At 49.5% G+C, this 24,675-nt stretch carries 24 protein-coding genes; 3 read left to right on the top strand and 21 right to left on the bottom strand.

Annotation, left to right across the window (positions count from 1 at the left end; all coding sequences use genetic code 11):
- Positions 1-67: 67 nt before the first annotated feature.
- From GNP95_RS10435 to GNP95_RS10500, 14 genes are all read right to left on the bottom strand, one after another.
- The gene (locus GNP95_RS10435; protein WP_155610736.1) at positions 68-2,239 is read right to left on the bottom strand and encodes a methyl-accepting chemotaxis protein; all 2,172 of its coding nucleotides are present in this window, start codon (positions 2,237-2,239) and stop codon (positions 68-70) included.
- A 353-nt stretch (positions 2,240-2,592) separates the two neighbouring features.
- On the bottom strand, positions 2,593-3,927 hold the full coding sequence (locus GNP95_RS10440; protein ID WP_155610737.1) for a peptidase U32 family protein: 1,335 nt from the start codon (positions 3,925-3,927) through the stop codon (positions 2,593-2,595).
- Between the two features lie 22 nt (positions 3,928-3,949).
- Positions 3,950-4,888: a peptidase U32 family protein gene (locus GNP95_RS10445; protein ID WP_155610738.1), complete on the bottom strand. Its 939-nt coding sequence runs from the start codon at positions 4,886-4,888 to the stop codon at positions 3,950-3,952.
- A gap of 15 nt (positions 4,889-4,903) precedes the next feature.
- Positions 4,904-5,956: an endolytic transglycosylase MltG gene (mltG, locus tag GNP95_RS10450; protein WP_155610739.1), complete on the bottom strand. Its 1,053-nt coding sequence runs from the start codon at positions 5,954-5,956 to the stop codon at positions 4,904-4,906.
- Between the two features lie 102 nt (positions 5,957-6,058).
- Complete coding sequence (locus GNP95_RS10455) at positions 6,059-6,358, bottom strand: DUF1292 domain-containing protein (RefSeq protein ID WP_155610740.1); 300 nt, start codon at positions 6,356-6,358, stop codon at positions 6,059-6,061.
- The gene (locus tag GNP95_RS10460; RefSeq protein ID WP_155610741.1) at positions 6,358-6,666 is read right to left on the bottom strand and encodes a DUF1292 domain-containing protein; all 309 of its coding nucleotides are present in this window, start codon (positions 6,664-6,666) and stop codon (positions 6,358-6,360) included. Before GNP95_RS10460 ends, GNP95_RS10455 begins: the two co-directional genes overlap by 1 nt.
- Before the next feature lie 12 nt (positions 6,667-6,678).
- A complete protein-coding gene (gene ruvX, locus GNP95_RS10465; RefSeq protein ID WP_155610742.1) occupies positions 6,679-7,095 on the bottom strand; it encodes a Holliday junction resolvase RuvX in 417 nt (138 codons plus the stop codon).
- Between the two features lie 9 nt (positions 7,096-7,104).
- Positions 7,105-7,365 carry an IreB family regulatory phosphoprotein gene (locus GNP95_RS10470; RefSeq protein ID WP_155610743.1) on the bottom strand — a complete coding sequence of 87 codons (261 nt, stop codon included), beginning with the start codon at positions 7,363-7,365 and terminating at the stop codon, positions 7,105-7,107.
- A gap of 129 nt (positions 7,366-7,494) precedes the next feature.
- Positions 7,495-10,119 (bottom strand): alanine--tRNA ligase, encoded by a 2,625-nt coding sequence (gene alaS / locus GNP95_RS10475; protein WP_155610744.1) that lies wholly within the window; start codon positions 10,117-10,119, stop codon positions 7,495-7,497.
- Positions 10,120-10,330: 211 nt separating this feature from the next.
- On the bottom strand, positions 10,331-10,483 hold the full coding sequence (locus tag GNP95_RS10480) for a hypothetical protein (protein WP_155610745.1): 153 nt from the start codon (positions 10,481-10,483) through the stop codon (positions 10,331-10,333).
- Positions 10,484-10,524: 41 nt separating this feature from the next.
- Positions 10,525-11,592 carry an AI-2E family transporter gene (locus tag GNP95_RS10485; RefSeq protein WP_330163341.1) on the bottom strand — a complete coding sequence of 356 codons (1,068 nt, stop codon included), beginning with the start codon at positions 11,590-11,592 and terminating at the stop codon, positions 10,525-10,527.
- A gap of 158 nt (positions 11,593-11,750) precedes the next feature.
- The gene (locus tag GNP95_RS10490; RefSeq protein ID WP_196427132.1) at positions 11,751-11,960 is read right to left on the bottom strand and encodes a hypothetical protein; all 210 of its coding nucleotides are present in this window, start codon (positions 11,958-11,960) and stop codon (positions 11,751-11,753) included.
- A gap of 11 nt (positions 11,961-11,971) precedes the next feature.
- Positions 11,972-12,493: a PRC-barrel domain-containing protein gene (locus GNP95_RS10495; protein WP_155610748.1), complete on the bottom strand. Its 522-nt coding sequence runs from the start codon at positions 12,491-12,493 to the stop codon at positions 11,972-11,974.
- Positions 12,494-12,586: 93 nt separating this feature from the next.
- Positions 12,587-13,744 (bottom strand): cysteine desulfurase family protein, encoded by a 1,158-nt coding sequence (locus GNP95_RS10500; protein ID WP_155610749.1) that lies wholly within the window; start codon positions 13,742-13,744, stop codon positions 12,587-12,589.
- A gap of 222 nt (positions 13,745-13,966) precedes the next feature.
- Here GNP95_RS10500 and GNP95_RS10505 point away from each other — a divergent pair, with 222 nt between their 5' ends.
- Positions 13,967-14,206, top strand: coding sequence for a hypothetical protein (locus GNP95_RS10505; protein WP_230873736.1), 240 nt, complete (start codon positions 13,967-13,969; stop codon positions 14,204-14,206).
- A gap of 71 nt (positions 14,207-14,277) precedes the next feature.
- Here GNP95_RS10505 and cymR read toward each other — a convergent pair whose 3' ends face one another.
- Complete coding sequence (gene cymR / locus GNP95_RS10510) at positions 14,278-14,697, bottom strand: cysteine metabolism transcriptional regulator CymR (protein ID WP_155610751.1); 420 nt, start codon at positions 14,695-14,697, stop codon at positions 14,278-14,280.
- Between the two features lie 288 nt (positions 14,698-14,985).
- Between cymR and mnmA the strand changes: the two genes are divergently transcribed.
- The gene (gene mnmA, locus GNP95_RS10515; RefSeq protein ID WP_155610752.1) at positions 14,986-16,125 is read left to right on the top strand and encodes a tRNA 2-thiouridine(34) synthase MnmA; all 1,140 of its coding nucleotides are present in this window, start codon (positions 14,986-14,988) and stop codon (positions 16,123-16,125) included.
- Positions 16,126-16,684: 559 nt separating this feature from the next.
- Here the strand turns inward: mnmA and GNP95_RS10520 are convergent.
- Together GNP95_RS10520 and GNP95_RS10525 are read right to left on the bottom strand one after the other, a co-directional pair.
- Positions 16,685-17,164 carry a GAF domain-containing protein gene (locus GNP95_RS10520; protein WP_155610753.1) on the bottom strand — a complete coding sequence of 160 codons (480 nt, stop codon included), beginning with the start codon at positions 17,162-17,164 and terminating at the stop codon, positions 16,685-16,687.
- A gap of 210 nt (positions 17,165-17,374) precedes the next feature.
- Positions 17,375-18,691 (bottom strand): replication-associated recombination protein A, encoded by a 1,317-nt coding sequence (locus GNP95_RS10525; RefSeq protein ID WP_155610884.1) that lies wholly within the window; start codon positions 18,689-18,691, stop codon positions 17,375-17,377.
- Between the two features lie 410 nt (positions 18,692-19,101).
- Between GNP95_RS10525 and GNP95_RS10530 the strand changes: the two genes are divergently transcribed.
- A complete protein-coding gene (locus GNP95_RS10530; protein WP_283925497.1) occupies positions 19,102-19,398 on the top strand; it encodes a CD3324 family protein in 297 nt (98 codons plus the stop codon).
- A gap of 86 nt (positions 19,399-19,484) precedes the next feature.
- On the opposite strand, the gene GNP95_RS10535 is transcribed toward GNP95_RS10530, so the two are convergent.
- The 4 genes from GNP95_RS10535 to GNP95_RS10550 all read right to left on the bottom strand — a co-directional run bounded on the left by GNP95_RS10535 (position 19,485) and on the right by GNP95_RS10550 (position 24,445).
- On the bottom strand, positions 19,485-21,245 hold the full coding sequence (locus GNP95_RS10535; RefSeq protein ID WP_155610754.1) for a glycoside hydrolase family 2 protein: 1,761 nt from the start codon (positions 21,243-21,245) through the stop codon (positions 19,485-19,487).
- Positions 21,246-21,320: 75 nt separating this feature from the next.
- On the bottom strand, positions 21,321-22,097 hold the full coding sequence (locus GNP95_RS10540; protein ID WP_230873737.1) for a carbohydrate ABC transporter permease: 777 nt from the start codon (positions 22,095-22,097) through the stop codon (positions 21,321-21,323).
- Positions 22,098-22,150: 53 nt separating this feature from the next.
- The gene (locus GNP95_RS26180) at positions 22,151-23,047 is read right to left on the bottom strand and encodes a carbohydrate ABC transporter permease (RefSeq protein WP_187386455.1); all 897 of its coding nucleotides are present in this window, start codon (positions 23,045-23,047) and stop codon (positions 22,151-22,153) included.
- 108 nt (positions 23,048-23,155) lie between these two features.
- Positions 23,156-24,445 carry an ABC transporter substrate-binding protein gene (locus GNP95_RS10550; RefSeq protein WP_155610886.1) on the bottom strand — a complete coding sequence of 430 codons (1,290 nt, stop codon included), beginning with the start codon at positions 24,443-24,445 and terminating at the stop codon, positions 23,156-23,158.
- Between the last annotated feature and the right edge of the window lie 230 nt (positions 24,446-24,675).

Raw genomic sequence — 24,675 nt, forward strand, 5'->3', positions numbered from 1 at the left:
ATTTTATAAACATACTAACATATACTCTAAGTTTGTCCATATTAGTACGCCTATATTTTTGTCTAGGTTACACTGTGAACTTGGACAAAGACTCCTTCAGGCCATTGGATACATTCTCCAGTTTGCTGGATAGGTTGACAAGCTGGTCTCCGACGTTTTGCTGCTCGCTGCTTAGGGAAGCTACCTCCTCCGAGGTCGCGGACGACTGCTGCGCTACCGCGCTGACGTTGCTCATCGCTTCAGACAATACGGATTGCGATTGGTTCAGCTCGTCGATCGATGCTGTTACCGAATCCAGATGCTGCACGAAACCTTCCATTTGCTCCTGAACAGATACAAAGATTTGACTTGTTTCCTTCACAGATTTGATTTGATCCTGGAATAGCGGGCTTGCTTCCGACAAGGCCTCGACAGTCTCATTCATTTCCTTCTGGATATTGTCCGTGATTTCCCCTACCATCGTGATGGATTGTCTGGACTGATCGGCCAGCTGGCGGATTTCGTCTGCTACGACCATAAATCCGCGCCCTGCAGCTCCGGCCCGAGCCGCTTCAATCGTAGCGTTCAGCGACAGGATGTTCGTTTGCTGCGTAATGTTCTGCATAACGTCGAGTACCTTCATAACGGAGGATGTGCTGGATTTCAGCGCTTCTACCTTCTCAGTTAGCGCATTGACCATTTCTCCCGTAACACTTGTCTTTTGCAGCAGCTCGTTCAAGTACTCCGTACCCTGCTGGCTGGATCTTTCCACCTGACGTGCGGATGTTTCCATCTCTTTATTCGCGGAGATGACATGCTCCATTTGCCGCGAAATGTTCTCCGTCAGCTCATTGCCCCGCTCTGCTTCATTGGCCAAGCTTGTTGCTCCATTAGCAATTTCCTCTGTCGCGATTGCAATTTCCTTGGCAGAAATAGCTGTTTTATTGGAAGCCTGTGTCAGTTCAGCCGCCGTATCCAGCACATCTTGCGCGGAATTGTTCGTTTGCTTGACCAGCTGTGTAATCTGCTCCATCATGACATTGAAGCTCGCGGTAAGCATTCCGATTTCATCCTTGGATTTCGGCTTCATCCGGACATTAAGGTTGCCCTTCGCGCCTTCCTCCATCAAATTCTTAAGCGCAACCAGCGGACGTCCGATCATTCTGACTATCCACATGCCGATCAGGATGGCAATAACAGCTACGACAGCCAGCGAGACGAACGTAGTCACCAGGATACCTCTGGCATCCTTGGTCAATTGATCCGTAGGCAGTACGCCCATCAGCGTCCAGCCTGAATTTTGCTGTGTATTGTACACCGCCAGCACCGTTCTGCCCTGCGCATTTTTGATGCGTGTGCTTCCTGGGGCTCCGTCTTCCTTCTTCTGAATAGTAAATTCAGATTGCTGTCCGTTCTCTCCTTCAACCGAAGAACCAACGATCATATTATCAGCCGTGAGCATTTGGACTTTAGAGCCATTACCAAGGTTAAGCTCCTGCAAATATCCGTTTAGAATTTCCAGGTTAATATCAGCCACGAGAATGAAACGTTTCATACTGCTTACGCTCTGCACAGATCTGACCAATCTGAAGATCTGCGTTCCGCTTGCATTCTCATTGGAAGCCGTTATCCATTTCACCTGAGACGTATTCGCCATGTCCTCGAACCAGGATTCGCTGCGAATATTGTTGATGAAATTATTGTCTGCACTTCCCGACGTTACCGGGCCGATCAGATCCTCTTCCCCTGGAACCATGTATACCGCAACAACGCCTTTGCTTGAGAACGTCATCGAGTTCAGACGGTTTCTCATTTGGTTAGATGTTGTGAAGCGGTCATAATCTGATGTAGTAGTAAGAGAGGCGTCCCGAATTGCTTTCTGCATTTCATCGTCAAGGAATACCTGCTGCAAAGTTTCTTCATATTTCTGGAAAATGATATCCAGCTTCTGCGAAGTTTGCACGATGGTTTGTTGGCTTGCTGTTTCAGCATTCTTCTCAATCGTGTTTTTGGCCATTGTATAGGATAGAATTCCTATCGCAAGTACAAAGGACATAATCGCAATGAAGAAAATAAGAAACAAACGGATGCCTACCGATCTTGACGGATTGAAGTCTTTTGGAAGGCTCTCGATCGCAGAATTAAATTTCTCCTTCCAGCCTCCGCCTGCTTTATTTTTAGGCTGTATTGCATCCGTACCTTTCTTTGTCTTTTTCTTGTTGTCTTTAGCTTGGTTCTCCTTCTTTGGAACCAATTTCATGTTGATCACCCACCGCTCATAATAATTAACCCCACGAAAGTAGGACTCGAGGTCATGCTACAAACCTCATAAATTTTTCCTCTGTTGCTTGTTAATATTCGACAAAAAACCACCTTTTCCTTTTTATTATCGGTAAAAATCTCCTATGAGTTTAACGTTCTGCCAAAAAAGTTAAAATGACAGTAAGGAAAACTTCTTGGCGGGGTCTTGCCCAAAGGGACCAGACTGCGGCTGTTTGCAGCTTTTCTTGCATTTTCAGGTTCTGGAGCCACTGAAATCTATGTTTCTGAACATCAAAAAAAGAGTCTTTAGTCCTACTCGGACAAAGGCTCTTTTTTTGATGTTTTATCCCATTATTTCTTTTTTCTCATCATATCAAAATAGGCTACGGGATGATCTACTTTCATTTTGATTCTTTGCAGCGGGTGGCGTGCCGCATCCAGCTCGTTGCCTTCCTCGTCCCAGATCGTTCCAACGGTTTGCTTGAAGAAGGTTCCGTTCGGACCGAAGAATTCGACTTCCTGGCCTGGCTTGAAGTAGTTGCGCTGCTGGATAACTGCCGTGCCTTCAGCCGGATCATATTCCATGACAAGTCCGGCGAAGTCGTACGGCACCGCCTTCTCCTCCGGCTCATAAATATGATCCTCGTGATCCGGCGTATCGTAGAAGAAGCCCGTATTCAGCGGACGATTCGCCGCTTTATTGATTTCCTCCAGCCATTCCGGTTTTAATACATAGTTATCCGGGTCGGCCATATACGAATCGATCGCCTGGCGATAGACGTTGACTACGGTAGCCACGTAATGGATCGACTTCATTCGCCCTTCAATCTTAAAGCTGTCAATGCCGACATCGATCAGGTCAGGAATGTGGGCAATCATGCACATATCTTTGGAGCCCATCGTAAACGGGTTATCCTCCTCCTGGAACAGCGGGAGCGGGGTAATCCCAGTTTTCGGCGACCGCCCTGCCTGTGCCATAGCCAATTCCTCTTCAGATACCCAGGCTTCCTCGCCCGGTCCATCTTCGAACAAATCGTATTTCCAGCGGCAGGACTGGCAGCAGCCCCCGCGGTTGGAGTCCCGGTCCGTGAAATGATTAGACAATACGCACCGTCCGGAAAAGGATGAACACATGGCCCCATGGATGAAAGATTCTATCTCGATGTCCACATGCTTCTTGATTTCCTGGATTTCTTCCATACTGGTTTCCCGGCCCAGTACGACCCGCGGTAACCCCTCTTCTTTCCAGAATTTCACCGCCTGCCAGTTGATCGTGGATTGCTGGGTGCTAAGATGCACCTCAAGCCCTGGCGCTACGCGGCGAGCCGTATCGATAATGATCGGATCCGCCGCAATGATCGCGCTGATTCCTGCAGCTTCCAGGTTGCGTAAATATTCTTCGATTCCCTCTATATCCTCATTATGCGCATAAATATTCGTAGCCACGAATACCTTAGCTCCGTATTTTTTTGCGAACTCCACGCCCTCGCGCATCTCTTCAAAACTGAAATTATCCGCATTCGAACGAAGACCATATTTCTGTCCCCCGATATATACTGCGTCCGCCCCATAATGAATGGCAAATTTCAGCTTCTCCAAATTTCCCGCCGGAGCCAGCAGCTCAGGCTTGTCCAAGCGATAGCGTTTCCCGGTATATTTCGGCTGATGTTTCTGTGCCGTTTGCATCCTCGTTCACCTCTTGCCTTTATTAATATACTTGCTCTTTATAGAAGAAGCCAAATGAAAGCTCACGCTCGGGATCCTGAACTTCCCGAATTGCATCCAGCCAATCTTCATTGAATTCATAGTCGTCCGGATTGCTAAAATAGCTGTCGACCGCTTTCCGGTAAGCCCTAATAGCCGTCGTATTGTAATTCACGTCTTTCAGTAAAGTTTCGATTTTGAAGCTGTTCACACCCGCAGCCATCAGATGATGCAGGTCCTCCAATATGCAAATATCATCCGAGCTCATAATATGCGTGCCATTCGTATCCTCAAAAATCGGAAATTTCTCTCCAGGACGCTCCGCTTCGACAAGGAACAATCCCCGCTCTTTGCCCAATTCGTCTTTGCCATACTCCAGCGTTCTTCCCTGATGCTTCAAATAACTGTCCACCAGACGGCGTTTGGAATGATAAATATTCGTCATGCCGTGAACCTGTACCTCAGAATCAAGTTTGAGGTGAGGCTGCATTTCCGTGATTTCATCCATATTGAGCTCGCGGGCCAGCACGACGCGCGATGCCCCTTTGCTCCCCCAATAATTCGCCGTTGCATAGTTCGTGGAGGTCATTTCTGCATTCCAGTGGAGCTTTAAATTCAACCCCATGGATCTTACTGCCTGCAGAACCGCAGGATCCCCGAATTGGATGCCATCGACGCCGGCCTGCTCCAGCTGCTGCAAATAGAGCGGAAGCTCCGCCAGCAGCTCATTGCTAATAATATTTATTACGCTGACGTAAATTTTAGCGCTGCGGGCGTGAGCCAGCTTCACGGCCTCTGCGATTTCATCTACGGCCATACTGCCGGGCAGCCTCATTCCGTATTTCTCTTCCCCGATTAACGCAGCGTTGGCTCCGGCTTCCAAATAGCCTTCCAGCTCCGCCAAAGAACCTGCCGGGACAAGCAGCTCCGGTTTGTTTCCCATATTCAACCACCTTCGTTATTTAGCTGTTTCTTTGCTTTTTTTGATATTCTGCAGATGCTCCGCGTACGTCTTCGCAAATAAATGCTCGCCGCTGCCGTCTTTTTTGGTGACATAAAATAAATAATCCGACTTCTCCGGCTCCAGCGCGGCTTCGATCGATTTCAAGCTGGGTGCCGCGATCGGCCCCGGAGGAAGCCCCTTGTACATATAGGTGTTATAAGGGCTGTCCACGCTCTGTAAATCCTTGTACAGCAAACGTTCCTTCGGCTTATCAAGCAAATACTGAACCGTTGCATCGATTTCCAGCTTCATATCCCTGGCGATGCGGTTATAAATTACGCCTGCCACCAGGGCCCGCTCACTGTCCGCAACGACCTCTCGCTCCACCAGGGAAGCGACCGTCATCAACTGATTGAAATCCAGTCCCCGCGCCTTCAGCTTCTGGTCAAAATCAGGAATGCTCTTGATTCGTTTATCCGTTTCCTGCAGCATCCTGGCAATGATATCCGCCTCTGTGCTTCCTTTTTCCAATTCGTAGGTTTCTGGAAACAAATATCCCTCCAAGCGATAATTCAGCACCGCCGTTGCCGGAACATCGGCAAGAACGGCACCATCGATTCCCCGAGGCTCTTTGGTCAGCTGCAAGAACGCTTCTTTATCCACATAACCTGCATCGGCGAGCTTGTCGGCCATTTGCCTAACGGTGTAACCCTCAGGTATGGTAAAGCGAATCATCTCGGCCTTGACCACGTCCCCACTGTTTAACTTTTGGATGATTTCGTCATACGTCACGCCCGGCTGCATTTCATATATGCCTGCCTGGAAGCGGCTGCCCTGCGAATTCCATTTCAAATAGGTTTTGAACATAAATGAGTTTTTGATCAGACCCTGATCTTCCAAAATCTTCGCAATCGAAGCCGTTCCCGTTCCCGGTGCGATCGTAATCTGGACGGGCTGCTCCGACCGGTTCACGGGCTGCATTTCCATATAGCCGTACGCAGCCAGCGCGCCTGCGCCGATGAGCATAATAAGCAATAAGGAAAGTAGCCCCTTCCATACCTTCTTCAATCAATCAACTCCCTTAACAGCCAAAAAGGGCGGTATCCGCCCTTCTCAGACTTATCTATAAAAATGACTGGCTTCACAGAAGAGTTGTGCTAGCGCACCGCTCTATTCCGGAAATGTTAATTCATCGTACAATTCGGACACGTTCTCCCATTCATCATCATCATCGATCGTAACGAGCTCCAAGGCTCCGTTCTGGCCACTGATAATTTTGAATATTTCCGGTTCGGCATTTCCGTCGCCCTCTGCTCTAAGCACTGCATAAGAGCTGCCTGCGACATCGAATTCGCTCTCGATCGAATAATCGGAAACCCGTCCCTCTTCATCCTCAAGCTCTACGACGGAACCGAATGCATCCTTCACACGGGAAGTCCATACCACATGACTGGCGGAAAATTCTGGCATCAACCCTGATCCTCCCCGTCAAATTCATCGATCAGCGTATTGAACGTTTCCTCGACGATTTCCCATTCCTCGTCGCTTTCAATCGTATACAGCTTCAGGTCATCGCCGTCTTCCTCGTAACGAAATGCGTATACCTCTTCGGCCTCTTGATCCTCATCGGACTCCACAGGAACGACCATCATATACTTTGCATCCGAACCGTCAACCTCGAACTTCATGATGACTTCAAACTCTTCCTCATTGCCCTCGTCGTCAGGGATGTAAATAATCTCCGGTTCTTCTTCATTGCCGATACGATCATTAGACATGTGCGATCACCCTCACTTTTTACTCTTAGAGTCCAAATAGTTTTGCAAAATCAAAACTGCGGCCATTTTATCCACAATTCCTTTGCGCTTCTTCCGGCTGACATCCGCTTCAATCAGCGTCCGCTGGGCCGAGACGGTGGTCAGCCGCTCATCCCATAAATGAACCGGCAGCTCGATCCTGCTGCGAAGCTCTTCTGCAAAGGCCTTGCATATTTCACCACGGGGACCGACCGATCCGTTCATGTTCTTAGGCAGGCCAACGACAATTTCCTCGATCTCATGCTGACTGGCCAGTTCAGCAATCCGCCCGTACTCGTCGCCCTCCCGCCGGCGTTCGATGACTTCCACGCCTTGGGCGGTCCATCCGAACATATCGCTAACCGCAACGCCGATTCTGCGATCCCCGTAATCCAGACCCATAATTTTCATGCTATTCTCCTAACGGTGACTGGACATGTAAAACCTTACCAGTTCTTCGATCAATTCGTCGCGTTCCTTCTTGCGCACAAGACTTCTGGCATTGTTGTGGCGCGGAATATATGCCGGATCCCCTGACAGCAGATACCCGACAATCTGGTTGATTGGATTGTAATCTTTGTCCTGCAACGCTTCGTATACCGTAAGAAGAATTTCCTGCGCAGACGCCTCCTGCTCATCACCCTTGACATTAAACTTTACAGTTTTATCCATGTAGTCCATGATGACACCTCGCTTCTTAAGACATACGTCTTCTTGATCGCAGTCTGGTTTCCTCTTAGTCTACCCTTACTATATCATATTGTAGGTTCTTAAAGGAAATTTTCGGTTACGGTATCGTATGCCGCACATTTACCCTTGCGCTGCAACTAACTCTTCAGCAAGTTTCAAGGCATCCTCCAGCTTGGAGACATCCTTGCCTCCGGCTTGCGCCATATCTGGGCGGCCGCCTCCGCCCCCGCCGCAGACGGCTGCCACTTCCTTGACAAGCTTGCCGGCATGAATGCCGCGCTTCACCTGCTCCTGAGGTACAGCTACGACAAAGTTCACTTTGTCCTCCATCGCTGCGCCGAGTACAAGGACGGCATCCGGTACTTTGACTTTCAGCTCATCAGCCAAGGTTCTTAGCATATCCATACTTGCGGCTTCTACCCGCGCCGCAAGCAGCTTGGTTCCTCCGGCCTCGACAATGCGGTTCGTCAACTCGCCGGCCTCGATCGCGCTCAGCTTGCCCTGAAGCGACTCGTTCTCGCGCCCAAGGTCCTTCAGCTGCTGATACAGCGCTTCGATCCGTTTCGGCACCTCATTGACGTTCGATTTAAGCAGCGCTGCAGATTGCTTGAGCAGCTCGAGCTGGCCATCCATGTACATGTAAGCCCCGCGGCCAGTGACCGCCTCAATCCGGCGGACACCAGAACCAATGCCGCTCTCGCTGATCAGTTTGAACAGGCCGATCTCTGCCGTATTGTTGACGTGGCAGCCGCCACACAGCTCAAGGCTGTAATCGCCGACCTGAACGACGCGGACGATATCGCCGTACTTCTCGCCGAACAAGGCCATAGCGCCCATCGCCTTGGCTTCGTCAATCGGCTTGTATTCGATCACGACGTCCAACGCATTCCAGATCTGCTCATTGACCTTACGCTCGATCTCCGCCAGCTCCTCAGGGGATATGCTGCCCAGATGCGAGAAGTCAAAGCGCAGGCGCTGCGGCTCGACCAGGGAGCCGGCTTGATTGACATGCTCGCCGAGCACTTCTTTTAGCGCTTTGTGGAGCAGATGTGTTGCGGTATGGTTCTTCAGAATCTCGCTGCGCAGCTTGCGGTCCACCTGGGCCGTCACGGCCGCTCCTACGCGCAGTTCGCCAGAATTCACCGTGACTTGATGTACATGCTGTCCGCGCGGCGCCTTGAACAGTCCGTTCACATCGGCGCTGCCCAGCTCGCTCAGAATTACCCCTTGGTCGCTCACCTGACCGCCACTTTCAGCATAAAAAGGAGTGGACTCCAGAATAACCTGACCGCTTTCGCCCGCCGACAATACATCGGCAAACTCATCGTTCGCAATAATTGCTAAAATTCTGGTGGACGTTTCAAGCTCATTATATCCAACGAAATCCGATTTAGTCGTAAAGTCAGCCAATACGCCGCCCTGTACCGACATACTGCCGCCTTTATGGCTCGCAGCCCGGGCACGCTCCCGTTGTCCTGCCATTTCAGACTCAAAACCCTCGCGGTCTACGGTCAGGCCATGCTCGGCAGCGAAATCCTCGGTCAAATCGAGCGGGAATCCATACGTATCATACAGCTTGAAGGCATCCGCACCGCTGATCACTGTGCGTCCTTCATTCTTGGCTTGCTCGCTGATCTCAGAGAGAATTGCCAATCCATCACTCAGCGTTTCGTGGAACCGCTCTTCCTCCGTGCGGATTACCTTCTCAATGAAATCCCGTTTCGCCACGACATCGCCGTAATAGCTGCCCATGATATCACCAACCGTCTTAACGAGGTTGTACATAAACGGCTTATCGAGACCCAGTGTCTTCCCGTAACGGACAGCCCGGCGCAGCAAGCGGCGGATGACATATCCGCGGCCTTCATTGGACGGAAGCACCCCGTCAGCCACGGCAAAGGCAACCGTGCGGATATGGTCGGCGATCACCTTCATGGCCACATCGCTATCTTCGCCCGCACCGTATTTGACCCCGGAGATTTTCGCGGTCTCCTGGATAATTGGCATGAACAGGTCCGTGTCAAAGTTGGAGTTCACGTTCTGCAGAATGGATGCGAACCGCTCCAGCCCTGCGCCGGTATCAATATTTTTATTGGGCAGCGGCGTATAGCTGCCGTCTTTATTATGATTGAATTGCGAAAAGACGAGGTTCCAGACTTCCAGGAAGCGCTCATTCTCTCCGCCTGGCATGCAGTCCGGGTCGGACAAATCGCCGTATGCATCGCCGCGGTCATAGAAAATTTCCGTACAAGGACCGCATGGTCCTTCGCCGATATCCCAGAAGTTGTCCTCCAGCTTAATGATTCGCTCGGCAGGAAGGCCAATCTTCTCGTTCCACAGCTTAAACGCCTCCTCGTCCTCCGGATAGACCGTTACGGACAAACGCTCAGGGTCAAATCCGATCCATTCCTTGCTCGTCAGAAACTCCCATGCCCAAGTAATTGCTTCTTCTTTAAAATAATCGCCGATCGAGAAGTTGCCCAGCATCTCAAAAAAGGTATGATGCCGCCGCGTCTTTCCGACATTCTCAATATCATTAGTACGGATGCACTTCTGCGAATTGGCCATGCGCGGATTATCCGGTTTTACACGGCCGTCAAAATAAGGCTTCAGCGGAGCCATTCCGGCATTGATCCACAGCAGGGACGGATCATTATGAGGTACGAGAGATGCGCTCGGTTCGATTTTATGTCCTTTGCTGGCGAAGAACTCCAGCCATTTGGAACGAATTTCACTTGATTTCATAAGGGTTCCTCCTAAACAGATCATGTTCGTGAAATCTTGAAAAAAAGAAAAAACGCCCCTGAATATCAGGGACGATTAACTCGCGGTACCACCCTGGTTATCGTATTTCGGAACTTGATCACGCCCGATAGATACGATCGCCTCGAACAGTTCGATAACGGGAACCACCCGGCGAATTTGCTTCGCTCTCTGAAATCAGCTTTCCGTCCGGTCAATGATCGGGTTCTCTCAGCCAACGCGGCGTAAGCGGGACCTCTGGATCGGTCTGCCAGCTTCGCGAAGGAACGCCTTCTCTGAAACCATGAACATGGACGTACTTCATTTCGTCAACGATTTGCAGGTTATACATGTTTGAATAAATCACTAATAAGTATATAAGGCGGAATTCCCGCTGTCAATGCGGTTCTAGACCGTTTTTCGGCGAACATAATACGTATAAAAATGCTGCAGAACCACTTTGCCCACCGCAAATAGAGGAACCGCCAAAATAAGACCGGCCACACCGGCTATTTCCCCGCCGACAAGCAGCGCGAAAATAATGAGCATCGGATGCAAATTCAGCGACCTGCCGACGACCTGCGGGGAGATAATGTTGCTCTCAATAAACTGGCATACCGTATTGACCAAAGCAACCATAAGCACCATGCGCCACGATATCGTAGTAGCCATAACGAGAGCAGGCGCCGCGCCAAGAAAGGGGCCGAGATAAGGGATGACATTGCATACCGCAACCACCCCGGCAAATAGCAGCGCAAAGGGCATGCCAATCAGCATATAACCGAAATAGGCGAGTACCCCGATAATGACGCATACGAGCAGCTGTCCGCGCACATAATTGCCCAGCGCGCCGTCGATATCCTTCAATAGCGCCACGGTGGACTTGCGGCGGGAACGCGGCAAATAATGAAGAATCATTCTTTCAAATGCCTCGAAATCCTTAAGCATATAGAAGATCAGAAAAGGAATGATGAACGCATTGAAGACGACTCCGATCGTCGTACCGATATTGTCTAGAAATTTTGAAATTCCGTCAGCCAGCCGATGCTCGAATTGAAAAAACCAATTGTTCATGCCCATACGGATGCTGCCGGGAAGCAGACTGCTGTCCCACCGGTTGATCATTTGCTGGGTATGCAGGGTCAGCTCTGGCAAATGCTCGCCCAGTTCCTCCAGCTGCTCAATGAACATCGGAATGACATTGATCAGAATCACTGACAGGCTGGTCACAAACACCGCATAAATTAGCAGCACGGCCATCGTCCTCGGCACCTTGCGGCCGCCCAGCATCCGTACCACGGGATTGAGAATATAAGAAATAATCATCGCAATGACAAAAGGAGCCAGTACGGCTTTTAAAAATCCGTAGACATGAGTCAGCATCGGGCGGAGCAGCCAAAGGAAATAAAGGATAACCAAGCCCAGCAGCAGCCATATTCCATTGCGAAACAATTTGTTGTTCTTGAACGGTTCCACGCACGATCCCTCCTTGGCGGCGGACTGGCTATAGGTCAGTATGTGCGTGACGAGGCAAAAATAACCGTACCGAAGACAGTAAAAAGCCCTCCTCCTAGCGGAGAAGGGCTCACCTGCGCCATTATAGAATCGTGCATTCTATATGTAGGCCGGCCATATTAAGTCGATGCATGCATTTGCGAGAAATCCTGCGTCATTTCCTCGCCGAAGAACAAATCATCCAAGGAACTGAGCGTTCCGTCTTCCTCAACCTGGTATACGGACATCTTCTCTCCGTTTACCGTCAATTCAATAAAGCATCCCCAGCAGTAGAATTGATGGGAACCGATCTTCCCAATATCCTTGGAGCTGCAATTTGGACATTTCATCATTCAATCACCTATCCATTGATAGAATTCATGGTCTTCTCCAGCCGTTGCTCACTGTTCGGGGGGACCATGATCGCATTTTCCCCTTTCGTCATCCCTGGCATAAAAGGCAGTACTTTGCGCCCCTCCATCAGATCGGATATGAATCCATCACTGATTTCGATACCAGTAATTGTATTTCCCAAATTCTGCTCAAAATAAACATCCGCAACGGTTCCAATCCGCGTACCGTCCTCCGTGAGAACGGGAAGTTCCTTCAATTTGCCGTTACCCGAAATGAAGGTAAGCTGTATATTCTCGGCTCCGCATTTGCGGACAGCCTGTTGATTGCGAATCATGACGGCATCCTCGCCGTAAGCGACGATATCTTCCCAGAGCACTACTTTGCTGCTTGTGGAGAACATCGTCTTCCCCTCCAGCGTAATCCCTGAAATAGTCCAATCTTCATTCAACATTACATCGAGGACTTTTCCGACCTGCTTGCCGCCCTCCATTTCAAAGACGGCCAAGCCTATCATATCCTGCAGTCTCATAGTTGTTCAGGTCCCTCCTCGCTGGGCTAATTACAGCTTAATGTGAAAAAGCGAACGCATCCTCCTTTCCTTGAAATCTAAAAACACAGCCCATTATATTTTTTTACGAAGACGGGTAAGGATGGTTCCAACTTTTTCGGCAGTGTACTCTATTTCTTCACTAGTATTACCCAAACCAAAGCTGAATCGAATCGCCGAGCGCAAAAGATTTTGCGGAAGATTCATGGCTTCAAGCACATGTGACGGCTCTAGCGATCCCGAGGTGCAGGCAGAGCCGCTGGCTACCGCTATTCCTTCCATATCGAGGTTCATCAGCATCGTCTCCGTCTGCATTTCCGGAAAGCTGATATTCACGATATGCGGCAGATAAAACTCCTGATTTCCGTTAACGCGAAAATGCTCCGATCCGACGGTCCGTTCCAGATTGGACAACAATGCTGACCGCAGCTTCAGATCATGCTCGCGTCTTTCCGACAATCCGGATACAGCGATTTCCGCAGCTTTGGCAAAGCCGACGATCCCGGCCATATTTTCTGTGCCAGCCCGTCTCTTCTTCTCTTGGAGGCCGCCGTGCAGAATCGGCTCGATCATTCGTTGTTTACGGATATACAGCGCACCTACGCCTTGAGGGCCGTTGATTTTATGCGAGGAAAAGCTAATGAGGTCAACTGGAAGTTCATTGCAATGGATAGGAACGGCACCTAGTGCCTGAACCGCATCAACATGAAAGACGATGTCCTTGCCGGTGCTGCGGATCAATTCCCCGATTTCAATGATCGGCTGCAGCGTGCCGACTTCATTGTTGCCAAACATCACGCTGACCAGAACCGTATCGGGCCGCAGCGCCTCAGCAACCTGTTCCGCATGGACGCGCCCCGTGCGATCGACAGGAAGATACGTTACCTCGAAGCCGTCTCGCTCCAGCTGCTGGCACGAATGCAGAACGGCGTGATGCTCAATGGCGGTCGTCACAATATGCTTGCCGCGGGATTTCTGGGCATGCATCGTTCCGAATAAGGCCAGATTATCGCTTTCCGTACCGCCCGCCGTAAATACCAGCTCCTCCGGTTTGCAGCCGAGAGCCGCGGCCAGGCGATCCCTAGCTCCATTTACTACCCGCTTCGCTTCCCTTCCGAAGGAATGTACGCTCGATGCATTCCCGAAATGTTTCTGCATGGCGGAAATCATAGCTTCGGCAACCTCCGGACGGATCGGGGTCGAAGCTGCATGATCCAAATATATTTTTCTCAATTTATGATCACCTGTCTTTTCTTTGCAAGGTTGCGCAAACAACCTGAATTTCATGCGTTTTTATCGTATTCTTCCCCTGAAACATTCCCATCATAACGCCGGGCTAGGCAGGTGTCCAGCAAATGTGCATCATAATCATGATTTTCTCTTTAATTTCTGCGTTAATATTCCGATGATAAAAGTATAAACCGAAGGAGCGTGAGAATGATGCACGAACTAAAAATGGCAGTTACACTAGAGCAAGAAGTCGTCATAATACTGGACTCGGGTGAGACGATGCGCGGCTTACCGAAATGGGGAGCAGACCCGAAGAAAGTGCAGCTTCGCACCGTGGAAGGCGCGTTCTGGTTTCTGCTGGAAGAAATCGTGCACGTCACTCGCATCATCCCGATTGATAAAATCGAAAAGCCCCGCCCGGCACAAACGCAGGCGAAGCGTGATCGTTCTTACTGGATAAAGTAAACTGTCGTATCCTTGCCATAAGCCTAACAAAAGACTCCTCGAGAGGAGTCTTTTTATGTTCGTCGCTATATTTAGATGTAGAACATATAGTTTTGCTCTGCGCCAGCCTCTTCATAATTAATCAGACTGTCTAGCGTCGTCGAGTCCAGCACCTCAGCGATGCTGTCACGGATCCGCAGCCATAAATCCCTTTTGGCCGGATCATCCTCCTCCGTGAAGTCTACCGGGGAGATCGGCCCTTCCAAGACGCGGATAATATCCCCTGCTGTAATCTCTTCAGCAGCGCGCGATAGTATGTAGCCCCCATATGCACCGCGCACGCTTTTCACAAGTCCGGCGTTTCTAAGCGGCGCAATCAGCTGCTCCAAATAATGCTCGGACAATTGGTTTTTCTCAGCGATGCTCTTCAAGGAAGTAGGTCCTTCACCGAACTTCGCAGCAAGTTCCATCATGATCGTTAAGCCATAGCGTCCTTTCGTGGAAATCTTCAAAGAAGCCACCTCTTTCAATTTTCAAGTAATATTTATATAATTGAACATTGATCCATAAAGTAATGATAAGGGGGCTTGTGTCCGTGCCCAAAGGACATACTTGGCCAATAACTCCCTATTCCTATCATTAACCTATGTTTATCGTAACATATCCCGTGTCTTTTGGAAAATAAAACGGCCCCGCTTTCGAGCAATTCGTTTACCGTGAATTAACATTCCGATAATTTCGCCCGAACTGGCTGCTTATGATAAAATATCGACAGGGAAACCGCCAAAGGAGTGATATAGATGTCTGGATCAAACAGCGAAACAAGAATTGTCGTCGGCATGTCCGGAGGCGTCGATTCCTCGGTAACGGCGCTGCTGCTCAAGCAGCAAGGATATGATGTTATCGGCATTTTCATGAAAAACTGGGATGATACCGATGAGTTCGGCCGCTGTACGGCGGAGGAGGACGCCGAGGACGTACGGCGCGTCTGTGAGCAAATCGATATCCCTTACTATACCGTCAATTTCGAGAAGGAATACTATGATAAAGTATTTGCCTATTTTCTCGAAGAATATAAGCGCGGCCGCACGCCAAATCCGGATGTGATGTGCAACCGCGAGATCAAATTCGGGGAGTTCCTGAATAAGGCCATGGATTTGGGCGCCGATTACGTAGCCACAGGACACTATGCCCGTGTTGTGCAAGAACATGACGGACAATATAAATTGCTGCGCGGCGTAGACAGCAACAAGGACCAAACCTATTTCCTTAATGCGCTGAATCAAGCGCAATTGGCCAAAGCGATGTTCCCCATCGGACATCTGCCCAAACCGGAGGTGCGCCGCATTGCTGAGGAGGCGGGACTCTATACTGCCAAGAAAAAAGACAGCACAGGAGTCTGCTTCATCGGCGAACGCAATTTCCGCGAATTTCTAAGCCAGTACCTGCCCGCCCAATCCGGCGATATGGTTGACATTGTAACGGGTGAAGTCAAAGGCCGGCATGACGGCCTAATGTATTACACGCTGGGACAGCGCCAAGGCCTTGGCATCGGCGGATCAGGCAGCGGCGAGCCTTGGTTCGTGGCGGAAAAGGATTTGCAGAACAACATCCTTTACGTCGTGCAAGGGGACAAGCACCCAAGCCTGTATTCGACCGGTCTGGTCGCCTCGGGCGTAAACTGGATCGCAGGCGCGGACAAGCTGCCGGACAAGCCGTTCAAATGCGTGGCCAAGTTCCGGTACCGCCAGCAGGATCAAGGAGTAACCTTGATTCCGCGGGAAGACGGAACGATGTTTGTTGCCTTTGACCAGCCGCAAAAGGCGATTACCCCAGGCCAGGCGGTCGTCTTCTACGACGGCGACGAATGCTTGGGCGGCGGCACGATCGAAGCAGCTGACAAGATGCCTGCTTCCGAACCGGGAGTATCCCTAGGCTAACTGAAGCTTTCGCACAGTGAAAAGGGACTGTCTAATAATCTCCAAAATAAAAAGTTGGGCAAGAAAACGTAAAGTTTTCCGTCCAACTTTTTTGCTCTGTCGCTTTGCAGGAAAGTAGCGAAGCGGATGCCCGCCACCTTAAGCAGGTTGTGGGCCAAAGGCACAAATCCCAAAATCGGTATGAACCCAGCCTTCGCAAAAGAACCGACGGAATGAGCGATTGCCCTCGACGTGCTCCCCTTAGTTTAATGGATTTATAGTAGTTAATTTCTACGACTAAGAAGGAAATGTAGATTTAAATGGATTTCATGTCGTTAGTGGGAAGGAAGAAGATCATCCTAGGCTGGATTCTTGATTTTTGGTGCATCAAATCCATCTAATTCCCTGTACTATTCGTTTCGAGCATGATTAAATACATGATTTCCATGTAGTCTATATCCCTGTTTAGCTTCGTGTCCGACAGTTTTTATAGAGGTGCTAGAGGTGCTAAAGATGGGAGCCACTCAGTCATCTAGGTTCACTTTTGAGACAGTCCCCTCTTCCGTTTCTCTGGCAGCCATTACAGATGGCGCACAAGCTCTTCCACAAATTGCTCCAGCTGCCCGCGGTCCAGCTCATCAAACCGGCTGGTAACCGGGCTGTCGATATCCAGGACGCCAAGCAACTCGCCGTCCTTGATTAACGGTACGACAATTTCCGAACGGGAAGCGGCATCGCAGGCAATATGGCCGGGAAACTGATCGACATCATCCACCAGCACAGTAGTGCGCTGCATGGCCGCCGTTCCGCATACTCCCCTGCCCAGCGGAATCCGGATGCAGGCCGGCAATCCTTGAAACGGCCCCAATACGAGCTCGCCATCTTCATACAAGTAAAAGCCAACCCAGTTGATTTGCTCCAGAAATTGATTCAGAAGCGCCGCCGCATTAGCGAGATTGGCTACTCGGTTAGGCTCTCCTTCCAGCAGCGTCCGCAGCTGCGACTTGACGACGGAGTACTGCTCTTCACGGGTTCCAGCATATTTTTCGGATACGAACATGGCATTTCCACTCCTTTTGTAATCTAATCTCTGTATCGGCTCCTCTTTATTCGTAAATCACGTGGATCCAGATCGATTAACCTAAATCATGTCCGGTTATGATGATATCTATGACGAGGAAAACATTCAAGACTAAAATTGACGGCTGAATAAAACCAGGATATTGCTTTAACCCGGTTCCGTTCGCGATTCCACCCATTTACCTCTTTCCTACTGCATGTCCTTTGATCGGCGGATTTGCTGGTTATGGCGGATTTTGCTCTCATTCCCCTGCTCTGTCGCCTCATAGAACTTCCGCTTCGCCAAATTCGGCGGCAGATAATCCTGCTTCACATAGTGCCCCGGATGATCATGCGGATATTTGTAGCCGACATGTCCCAGCTTTTCGGACCCCTTGTAGTGGGTATCCCGCAAATGCAGAGGCACCTCCGCCGATCTCACATCCTCGATGGCCGTCATCGCTTTGGAGATCGCTGTGGTCACAGCATTGGATTTCGGGCTCTCTACCGCAAATAGAATCGCCTGGGCGATGTTCAGCTTCGCCTCCGGCCAGCCGTTATTCCGATACGCCTCCAGCGCGCTCACTGCCTGAACCATCGCTTGGGGATTCGCCAGGCCGATATCCTCGCTGCTTGCGGCAATCAGCCGCCGGATGAACGTCATCGGGTCCATCCCCAGCTTCTCCACCGCGTACAGGAACCAGAACAGCGCAGCATCGCTGGAGCCGCGAATGCTCTTATGGAACGCCGACAGCACGTCGTATTGCGTAGATTCATCCGCTTTGACGAGCGGGCGCCGGATCGATTCCTCCGCCACCTCCAAAGTAATGTGGACGCAGCCGTCCGGCCGCGGAGGCGTCGTCATCGCCGCCAGCTCCAGCGCATTCAGCGCCCGGCGGATATCCCCGTTCGCCATCGCCGCGATATGCAGCAGCGCCTCCTCGTCTACTTCAAGATGCATGAAGCCTAACCCTTTCTCCTTATCTGTCAAAGCCCGCTTCATCGCAATGAGCGAGTGCTCTTTCGTCAAGGGCTGCAGCTGGAACAAGGTCGAGCGGCTCATCAAAGCCCCGTTCACATAATGGAACGGGTTCTCCGTCGTCGCCCCGATAAAAGTAATCGTTCCCTTCTCCACAGCCGGAAGCAGGGCATCCTGCCGCGAGCTATTGAACCTGTGTACCTCATCAAGGAACAGAATTGTTTTCGTTCCATAGAAGGACTTATCATTTTGCGCCTTCTCGATCACTTCCCGCACATCCTTTACGGAAGCATCTACGGCATTCAGTCTTACAAACTCTCCTTGCGTATGATTGGAAATAATATGAGCAAGCGTTGTCTTCCCGCAGCCGGGGGGGCCATACAGCAGAATCGAGGATACCTGGTCCGCTTCAATCGCCCTGCGCAGCAGCTTGCCGGGCCCCACGATGTCTTCCTGCCCGATATATTCATCCAGCGTCGTCGGCCTCATCCGGTCGGCAAGCAGCCTGCCGGCAGGGCTCGAGCTTTGCTGGTAAGAGAACAAATCCATGGAGTTCACTTCCTTATGACTCATAATGACAGCCTAAACTTAAACACCATTTTACCATATTGGGACATAAAACATGATCGGGTACAAAACATTTAAAATCATTCTTTCGCTTTCTTCCCAAGGCGGAATATGAGTTAATATAGATGTCGGGCCGACGAATCACTGGAAAGGGGGCTGATGAATGTGATTTCAGTGAGTGAGGTGGTTTCCGCGTAAGCGGAAACCTCAAGCAAGGGGGCTGTATAGCCCCCTTATTTTCGTTGCTGTGAAAATATGTTAAGATATAGCCAGTTATTTATGAAATGACAATAACAATAAAATCAATTATTGCGAAAGGGGGATTACGATCATGCAAACTTATTTCGTTCTTGAACTACATCGAGCACATCGAAACAAGGAGGAACATGACCGTGAGCTACAAAAATGGGAAGGATGTGCTTCCCCCCCGATTGCTGAAGGAATTGCAGCGCCATATTCAAGGTGAGCTTCTCTATATCCCCAAACCGGAGCAAAGCCGTGCTTCCTGGGGAGAACTCAGCGGTTCCCGCACATCGATTGCCAATCGGAATGAGGAAATATTTCGGAAGCATCGTTCAGGCCTGTCGGTTAGAGATTTAGCCGAGATGTACTATCTTTCAGACGAGAGCATTCGCAAAATACTGGCCAAGATGCGCACTGCCCAGAAGGAAACATCACCCTCATGCTGACTACTAAATCTCCATATAACGAAATCAGGAGCTGCCCCATTAGAATTTCTAATGAGCAGCTCCTGATGTGTCTTTCCCCTAAGAGACTAGAGTTGATTCATCTCCTTTATGACTTCCAATGGCACTTTTAGCTTCCGCGACTCCGTCAACAGCCCATTCATCTCCTGCTGTACGTCCGTAATCTGTGTATAGCAGTAACCGGCGATATAATCCGTATTCTTAATCGCGTGGTGTATCGCTTTTAGTCTTGCTACGAATGATTCTTCCGAGGACTCCTGATGGCCGTAACCCCAACCCGCCTCATTTTTATAGGCAATGCCGCCGAATTCACTGACTAGGATGGGCTGCCCGCTATAGGCATAACCATCTGCAAAGGCATATTTCCTATTGTTAAAGGCGATTTCGTTTCCTATAATCTTCTCCTTATCCTTATAACGCCGCTGGAACTCTTCCCCTGACTCTACATAATCATGGAGCGTTATGAGATCCGACACCGTATGCTCCCAGCCATCATTGGATATGACAAGCCGGTAAGGATCATAAGCTTTGGTGAGATGATAGATGGCCTCCGTGAAACGCTGCTGCTTCCTGTCCTTGGCAATTTGCATAATCCCCCAGGATTCATTAAATGGAACCCACACAACAATGCACGGATGATTATAATACTGCCGCACTACCTCCATCCATTCGTTGGTAAACCTCTGAATCGCATTGTCGTTAAACTCAAATGTAGCTGCCATCTCCGACCATACGAGCAAACCCTTCACATCGCACCAGTAGAGAAAACGGGCATCCTCTACTTTCATATGCTTCCGTACGCCGTTGTAACCCATCTCCAGAATCGCATCGATATCTTGGATGATGGCTTCCTCCGAAGGCGGAGTAAGATGGCTCTCTGGCCAATAGCCTTGATCCAGAACAAGCCGCTGGTAGATCGGTTCGTTGTTAAGCAATACCTGTCCGGCTTTGGTGGAAATTTTCCGCATGCCAAAATAGGAATAGACATGATCCATCTTCTCCTGGCCGCGGTACAAAATAAATTCAACGTCATACAAATTCGGATTGTCCGGCGTCCAGCAGCTCATCTTCCAGGGGCCGTTCACTTCATGAATCAGGTCAACCTCCAACTGGAGCCAGCTTCGATCCATCGCCAAGCCGACCTTTTTAACCTGCTCCCCCTTCAAGCTAACGATCGTTTCCAGCCACATATCTCCGGCCGGCCAATCGCCGTTCATTTGATATTCGAACCTCACCTTCCAGGCGTCGACGTCCGGGGTTATTTTCACTTGATCAATATACGTAGGCGCTGCATATTCCAGCCATACCGACTGCCAGATTCCCGTCGTCTGCACATAGAAGCACTCGAAGCTGTTCTGTTCCCAACGCTGCTTCCCTCGCGGCTGGGCAGCATCCATGCTATCTTCCACCTTAACCGTCAAGCTATTGGCTTCTCCACAAGTGATATAGGAGGTAATATCGAAGGAAAACGCCGAATAGCCTCCCTGATGCCGTCCAACATACTCCCCATTGACCCAAACCTTGGCGATATAATCAACGGCTTGGAAGTTCAGTATGACTCGCCTGCCGGCTTTCTCGGCCGGAATATCCAGCGTTCGATGATACCACACATTAGAATGGTGCTCCTCTTCGCCAATCCCGCTGGCTTTCGTTTCATAAGTGAAAGGAACAACAATTTGGCGGTTACCGCCGAAATTCTTCGGCCATCCCAAGCGCTCACCCATGTTGTCATCATCGAATCCGAAGCTCCACTCGCCATTCAAATTAACCCAGTCGGTTCTTACGAATTGCGGTCTTGGATAATCTTTGATATACATCTGTGTTACCATTGTCTCTCATCTACCCCTTCATCCTGGTTTTATCTCATGCTATGTCGTCTTAAGCGGCTGATTAAAGCGTCTAACCTACCCTTTAACTCCTGTCATCGATACACCCTGAACGATATGCTTTTGGAGAAAAATATAAACAATCATCGTAGGAATAGCAGCGATCGCACTGGCTGCCATAATCGTGTTCACGTGCAGCACATTATTCGAAAGGAAGGTCGGCAATCCTGTAGACAGCACCATGTTTTCTTCCGAATTAATCGTGATATACGGCCAGATGAAATTATTCCAGGACATAATGAAATAGAAAATACCAATTGCAATCATGGCTGAACGCGTTAGAGGCAAATAAATTGACCACCACAGGCGGAAATCCCGCCCCCCGTCGATTTGCGCTGCTTCCATATAGTCCTTGGGCAGCCCATCCATAAATTGCTTAATCAAGATCAGTCCAAGCGGATTCGTCAGGCTGGGCAAAATAATGCCCCACATATTATCCAGCAAATCAATGCTTAAGACCGTCTCGTATAAAGGAATCAGCATGGCTTCCGTCGGAATCAGCAGCCCGGACACGCATAAGATAAATAAAAAACCCTTGGATCTAAATGTTTTGCGAGAAAAAGCAAATGCCCCTAACGAGCTAATGATCACGGTAATAAGCGTAGTTACGGCTCCGATCACGAAGCTATTCCAGGTCCATCTCAAAATTTGCGATTCGGTTAATACTTTGGCATAGTTTCTAATGGTTAAGTCCGAGAAGTCCGTCCACTCTGCAATCGTAATCGCGGATACGCCTTCGGGCTTGAAAGAAACGACAAACATCCAAACTAGAGGAATTACAAAAATGACTGCCAATATGACGGTTAAACTATATATCGCTGCTCGCGCCACCTCTATTCACTCTCCATTTACGACTCTTTTCTGTTAACAACCATGTATTGAACCGCGGCAATCAACAGCATAAAAATACAAAACAACGTCGATTGCGCGGCTGCAAGCCCGAACATATCCTTCTTGAATCCCGTTACATAGATGTAACGGATGATCGTATTCGTCGTATCCCCGGGTCCGCCATTGGTCATAATTTGAACCTGCCCGAACAGCTTCAAGCCCGCGATGATTTGAAAAAAGATTTGCACCTTCATCACAGAAGATAAACCCGGAAGCGTAATGAACCGGAATTTATGAAACGAAGACGCGCCGTCAATATCAGCAGCCTCATAAAGTTCCTGGGATATTTCCTGCAGCCCTGCCAGGAATAATACCATGACAAAACCGACCGTCCACCACACGGTAGCAATGACAATGGACCACCAAGCCGCATTAGGACTGGTAAGCCAGTGAACTGAGGATAACCCTAGAGTCTCCAGGATGACATTGACGAGTCCATGCTTGGAATCGAACATTCGGAGCCAAATAAAGCTAATGACAGAAACGGAAAGTACGTATGGCAGAAAGTAGATCGATCGGAACATCGTCTGAAACGGAATCTTGCGGTGAATTAACAGAGCCAGTAACAGACCAAGCGAAATAATGATCGGAACGACTAAAATGACAAAATACAGGCTGTTCCATAAATATTTATAAAAATCGCTGTTCGTCAATATTTTTGTATAATTATTGAAGCCCACATACTTCTCCATCCCCAGAATCGTCCAGGAATGAAGACTGATATAAGCGCCTCTAAGCAATGGCCAAATATAGAAAACAAGAAGCGGAATTAAAAATGGGGCTAGAAATGCAATAGCTGAAAACTCATTTTTTAATTGCCTTTTCCACCCGCTTGCTGCTTGCTGAGCCTTCACGGTCATCCTCCTCCAACGCGATGCAGAACTGCCAAACCAAGCCTGCTTTCAAGGTTTAAGGAATGAAACCGCATCATCAGATACGGTTTCATCTCGCTCACCTTACTCTTAATTTTGAAGAATCTCGTTAATATCCTTCTCCATGCCCTTTACCCCATCTTCCGGCGTCATCGTTTTAAAAATAACAGCCTGAAGCACATCCTTCACCACCGTATCGATCGCATTGTACCGATCCGTCTTAGGCGCGTGTTTTACCGTTTTTTGCGAGGCGACAAACTCTTCCCGATACGGAAGGTTCATGTATTCGTCACTGGCAGTAACCGCCTTTGCTGCTGGAACATGACCCGCTTGCGCCCAAATTTTCCCGCCCTCAAGCGTGAAATACTTCATGAATTTCATTGCAGCAACCTGCTTCTCTTCCGTCACATATTCAGGAATAACGAGAGTATGGGAGGCTGCCCAATGCGTCTCGCTGCCAAAGATCGGAGGAATCGAGGTGATGCCGACATTCAGGCCTTCTTCACCGAGATGCCAGCCCGCTTCCCACACGCCGCCAAACCATGTCGCGGATTTGCCGCTATGGAATGTATCCCAAGGCGTCTTGTCGTTAATATCACTAAGACCTTGATCATAAAGATTCAAATAAAATTTCAGTACGTCTATTGCTTTCTCATTGTTGATGTCGGCTTGACTCAGATCATCTGTCAAAATACTGCCGCCAGCCTGATAATATAAATTGTAGAAGGGCTCATGAAAGTACGGCGTATTCACACTAAATGGCGTTATCCCTGGAACTTTGCTTTTGATTTCTGTCAGAAATTGCTTGAAGCCTTCAGGAGATATTTCGCCAAAATTCGGCGTGCCATCCTCATTTAGCAGCCCGGCCTCCCCAAGCAAATCTTTGTTGTAGTAGAACATATGGAAATGGGTATCGATGGGAACAGCATAGGGAATTCCGTCATAGCTGACGCTTTCCACGTTGCTATCCGTAATTTCGCTGAAATCAAAGCCAGCTTTCTCCGTCAGCTCACTCAGCGCACTCAATTGACCCGCCTTGACAAAAGGCGCAAGCCGGTCAGCATGAGCTACCGCTACATCCGGGCCTTTGCCGGAGGCTAGTGCTGTACCGAACTTGGCATAATACTCGCCCGATTCCAGCCGCAGTGTCTTGACCTTAACCTCTTGCTGGGAGCCGTTAAAGCCGTCTACGATCTGATCGACAAAATCGCCTTCCCCGCCCCCAAATAGATTCCAAAACGTAATTTCGACCGGCCCGCTGGTCCCACCGCTGCCTGTGCCGCTATTCGTCTCCGCCGCCTTTCCCGAGTTGGCCGAACTGTTCCCTTTGTTGGAGCAGCCTGCTGCAATCAGCACGATCGCAAGTATCAAGAATAACATTGTCGTGAGCCTGTTCCTTCTAGCCATGGCAATCCCCTTTTCTTGTATAGGTTTAGAACAGCTTCTATTGACCCGCTTGTAATGCAAGCGCATTCATTCTGTTCTTGAATTTCATATTAGAATAAAGCGGCGGTCATTCAAACGGAATAAACCACGCTATCTATCGTAAAAAATAAGGTTTTTACTGCACGATGTTTCATATCTGGTCTTTACGGTGCAATATTTCTCTC

Origin of the sequence: Paenibacillus woosongensis (assembly GCF_009725165.1) — a bacterium.
In the GTDB taxonomy this organism is placed as follows: Bacteria; Bacillota; Bacilli; order Paenibacillales; family Paenibacillaceae; genus Fontibacillus; species Fontibacillus woosongensis.

Excerpts from the sequence above, each read along its gene's own strand:
- GNP95_RS10435 (WP_155610736.1), bottom strand. The coding sequence starts at position 2,239 with ATGAAATTGGTTCCAAAGAAGGAGAACCAAGCTAAAGACAACAAGAAA.
- GNP95_RS10440 (WP_155610737.1), bottom strand. The coding sequence starts at position 3,927 with ATGCAAACGGCACAGAAACATCAGCCGAAATATACCGGGAAACGCTAT.
- GNP95_RS10445 (WP_155610738.1), bottom strand. The coding sequence starts at position 4,888 with ATGGGAAACAAACCGGAGCTGCTTGTCCCGGCAGGTTCTTTGGCGGAG.
- GNP95_RS10455 (WP_155610740.1), bottom strand. The coding sequence starts at position 6,358 with ATGCCAGAATTTTCCGCCAGTCATGTGGTATGGACTTCCCGTGTGAAG.
- GNP95_RS10460 (WP_155610741.1), bottom strand. The coding sequence starts at position 6,666 with ATGTCTAATGATCGTATCGGCAATGAAGAAGAACCGGAGATTATTTAC.
- ruvX (WP_155610742.1), bottom strand. The coding sequence starts at position 7,095 with ATGAAAATTATGGGTCTGGATTACGGGGATCGCAGAATCGGCGTTGCG.
- GNP95_RS10470 (WP_155610743.1), bottom strand. The coding sequence starts at position 7,365 with ATGGACTACATGGATAAAACTGTAAAGTTTAATGTCAAGGGTGATGAG.
- alaS (WP_155610744.1), bottom strand. The coding sequence starts at position 10,119 with ATGAAATCAAGTGAAATTCGTTCCAAATGGCTGGAGTTCTTCGCCAGC.
- GNP95_RS10490 (WP_196427132.1), bottom strand. The coding sequence starts at position 11,960 with ATGAAATGTCCAAATTGCAGCTCCAAGGATATTGGGAAGATCGGTTCC.
- GNP95_RS10495 (WP_155610748.1), bottom strand. The coding sequence starts at position 12,493 with ATGAGACTGCAGGATATGATAGGCTTGGCCGTCTTTGAAATGGAGGGC.
- GNP95_RS10505 (WP_230873736.1), top strand. The coding sequence starts at position 13,967 with ATGGCAGTTACACTAGAGCAAGAAGTCGTCATAATACTGGACTCGGGT.
- mnmA (WP_155610752.1), top strand. The coding sequence starts at position 14,986 with ATGTCTGGATCAAACAGCGAAACAAGAATTGTCGTCGGCATGTCCGGA.
- GNP95_RS10520 (WP_155610753.1), bottom strand. The coding sequence starts at position 17,164 with ATGTTCGTATCCGAAAAATATGCTGGAACCCGTGAAGAGCAGTACTCC.
- GNP95_RS10525 (WP_155610884.1), bottom strand. The coding sequence starts at position 18,691 with ATGGATTTGTTCTCTTACCAGCAAAGCTCGAGCCCTGCCGGCAGGCTG.
- GNP95_RS10535 (WP_155610754.1), bottom strand. The coding sequence starts at position 21,245 with ATGGTAACACAGATGTATATCAAAGATTATCCAAGACCGCAATTCGTA.
- GNP95_RS10550 (WP_155610886.1), bottom strand. The coding sequence starts at position 24,445 with ATGTTATTCTTGATACTTGCGATCGTGCTGATTGCAGCAGGCTGCTCC.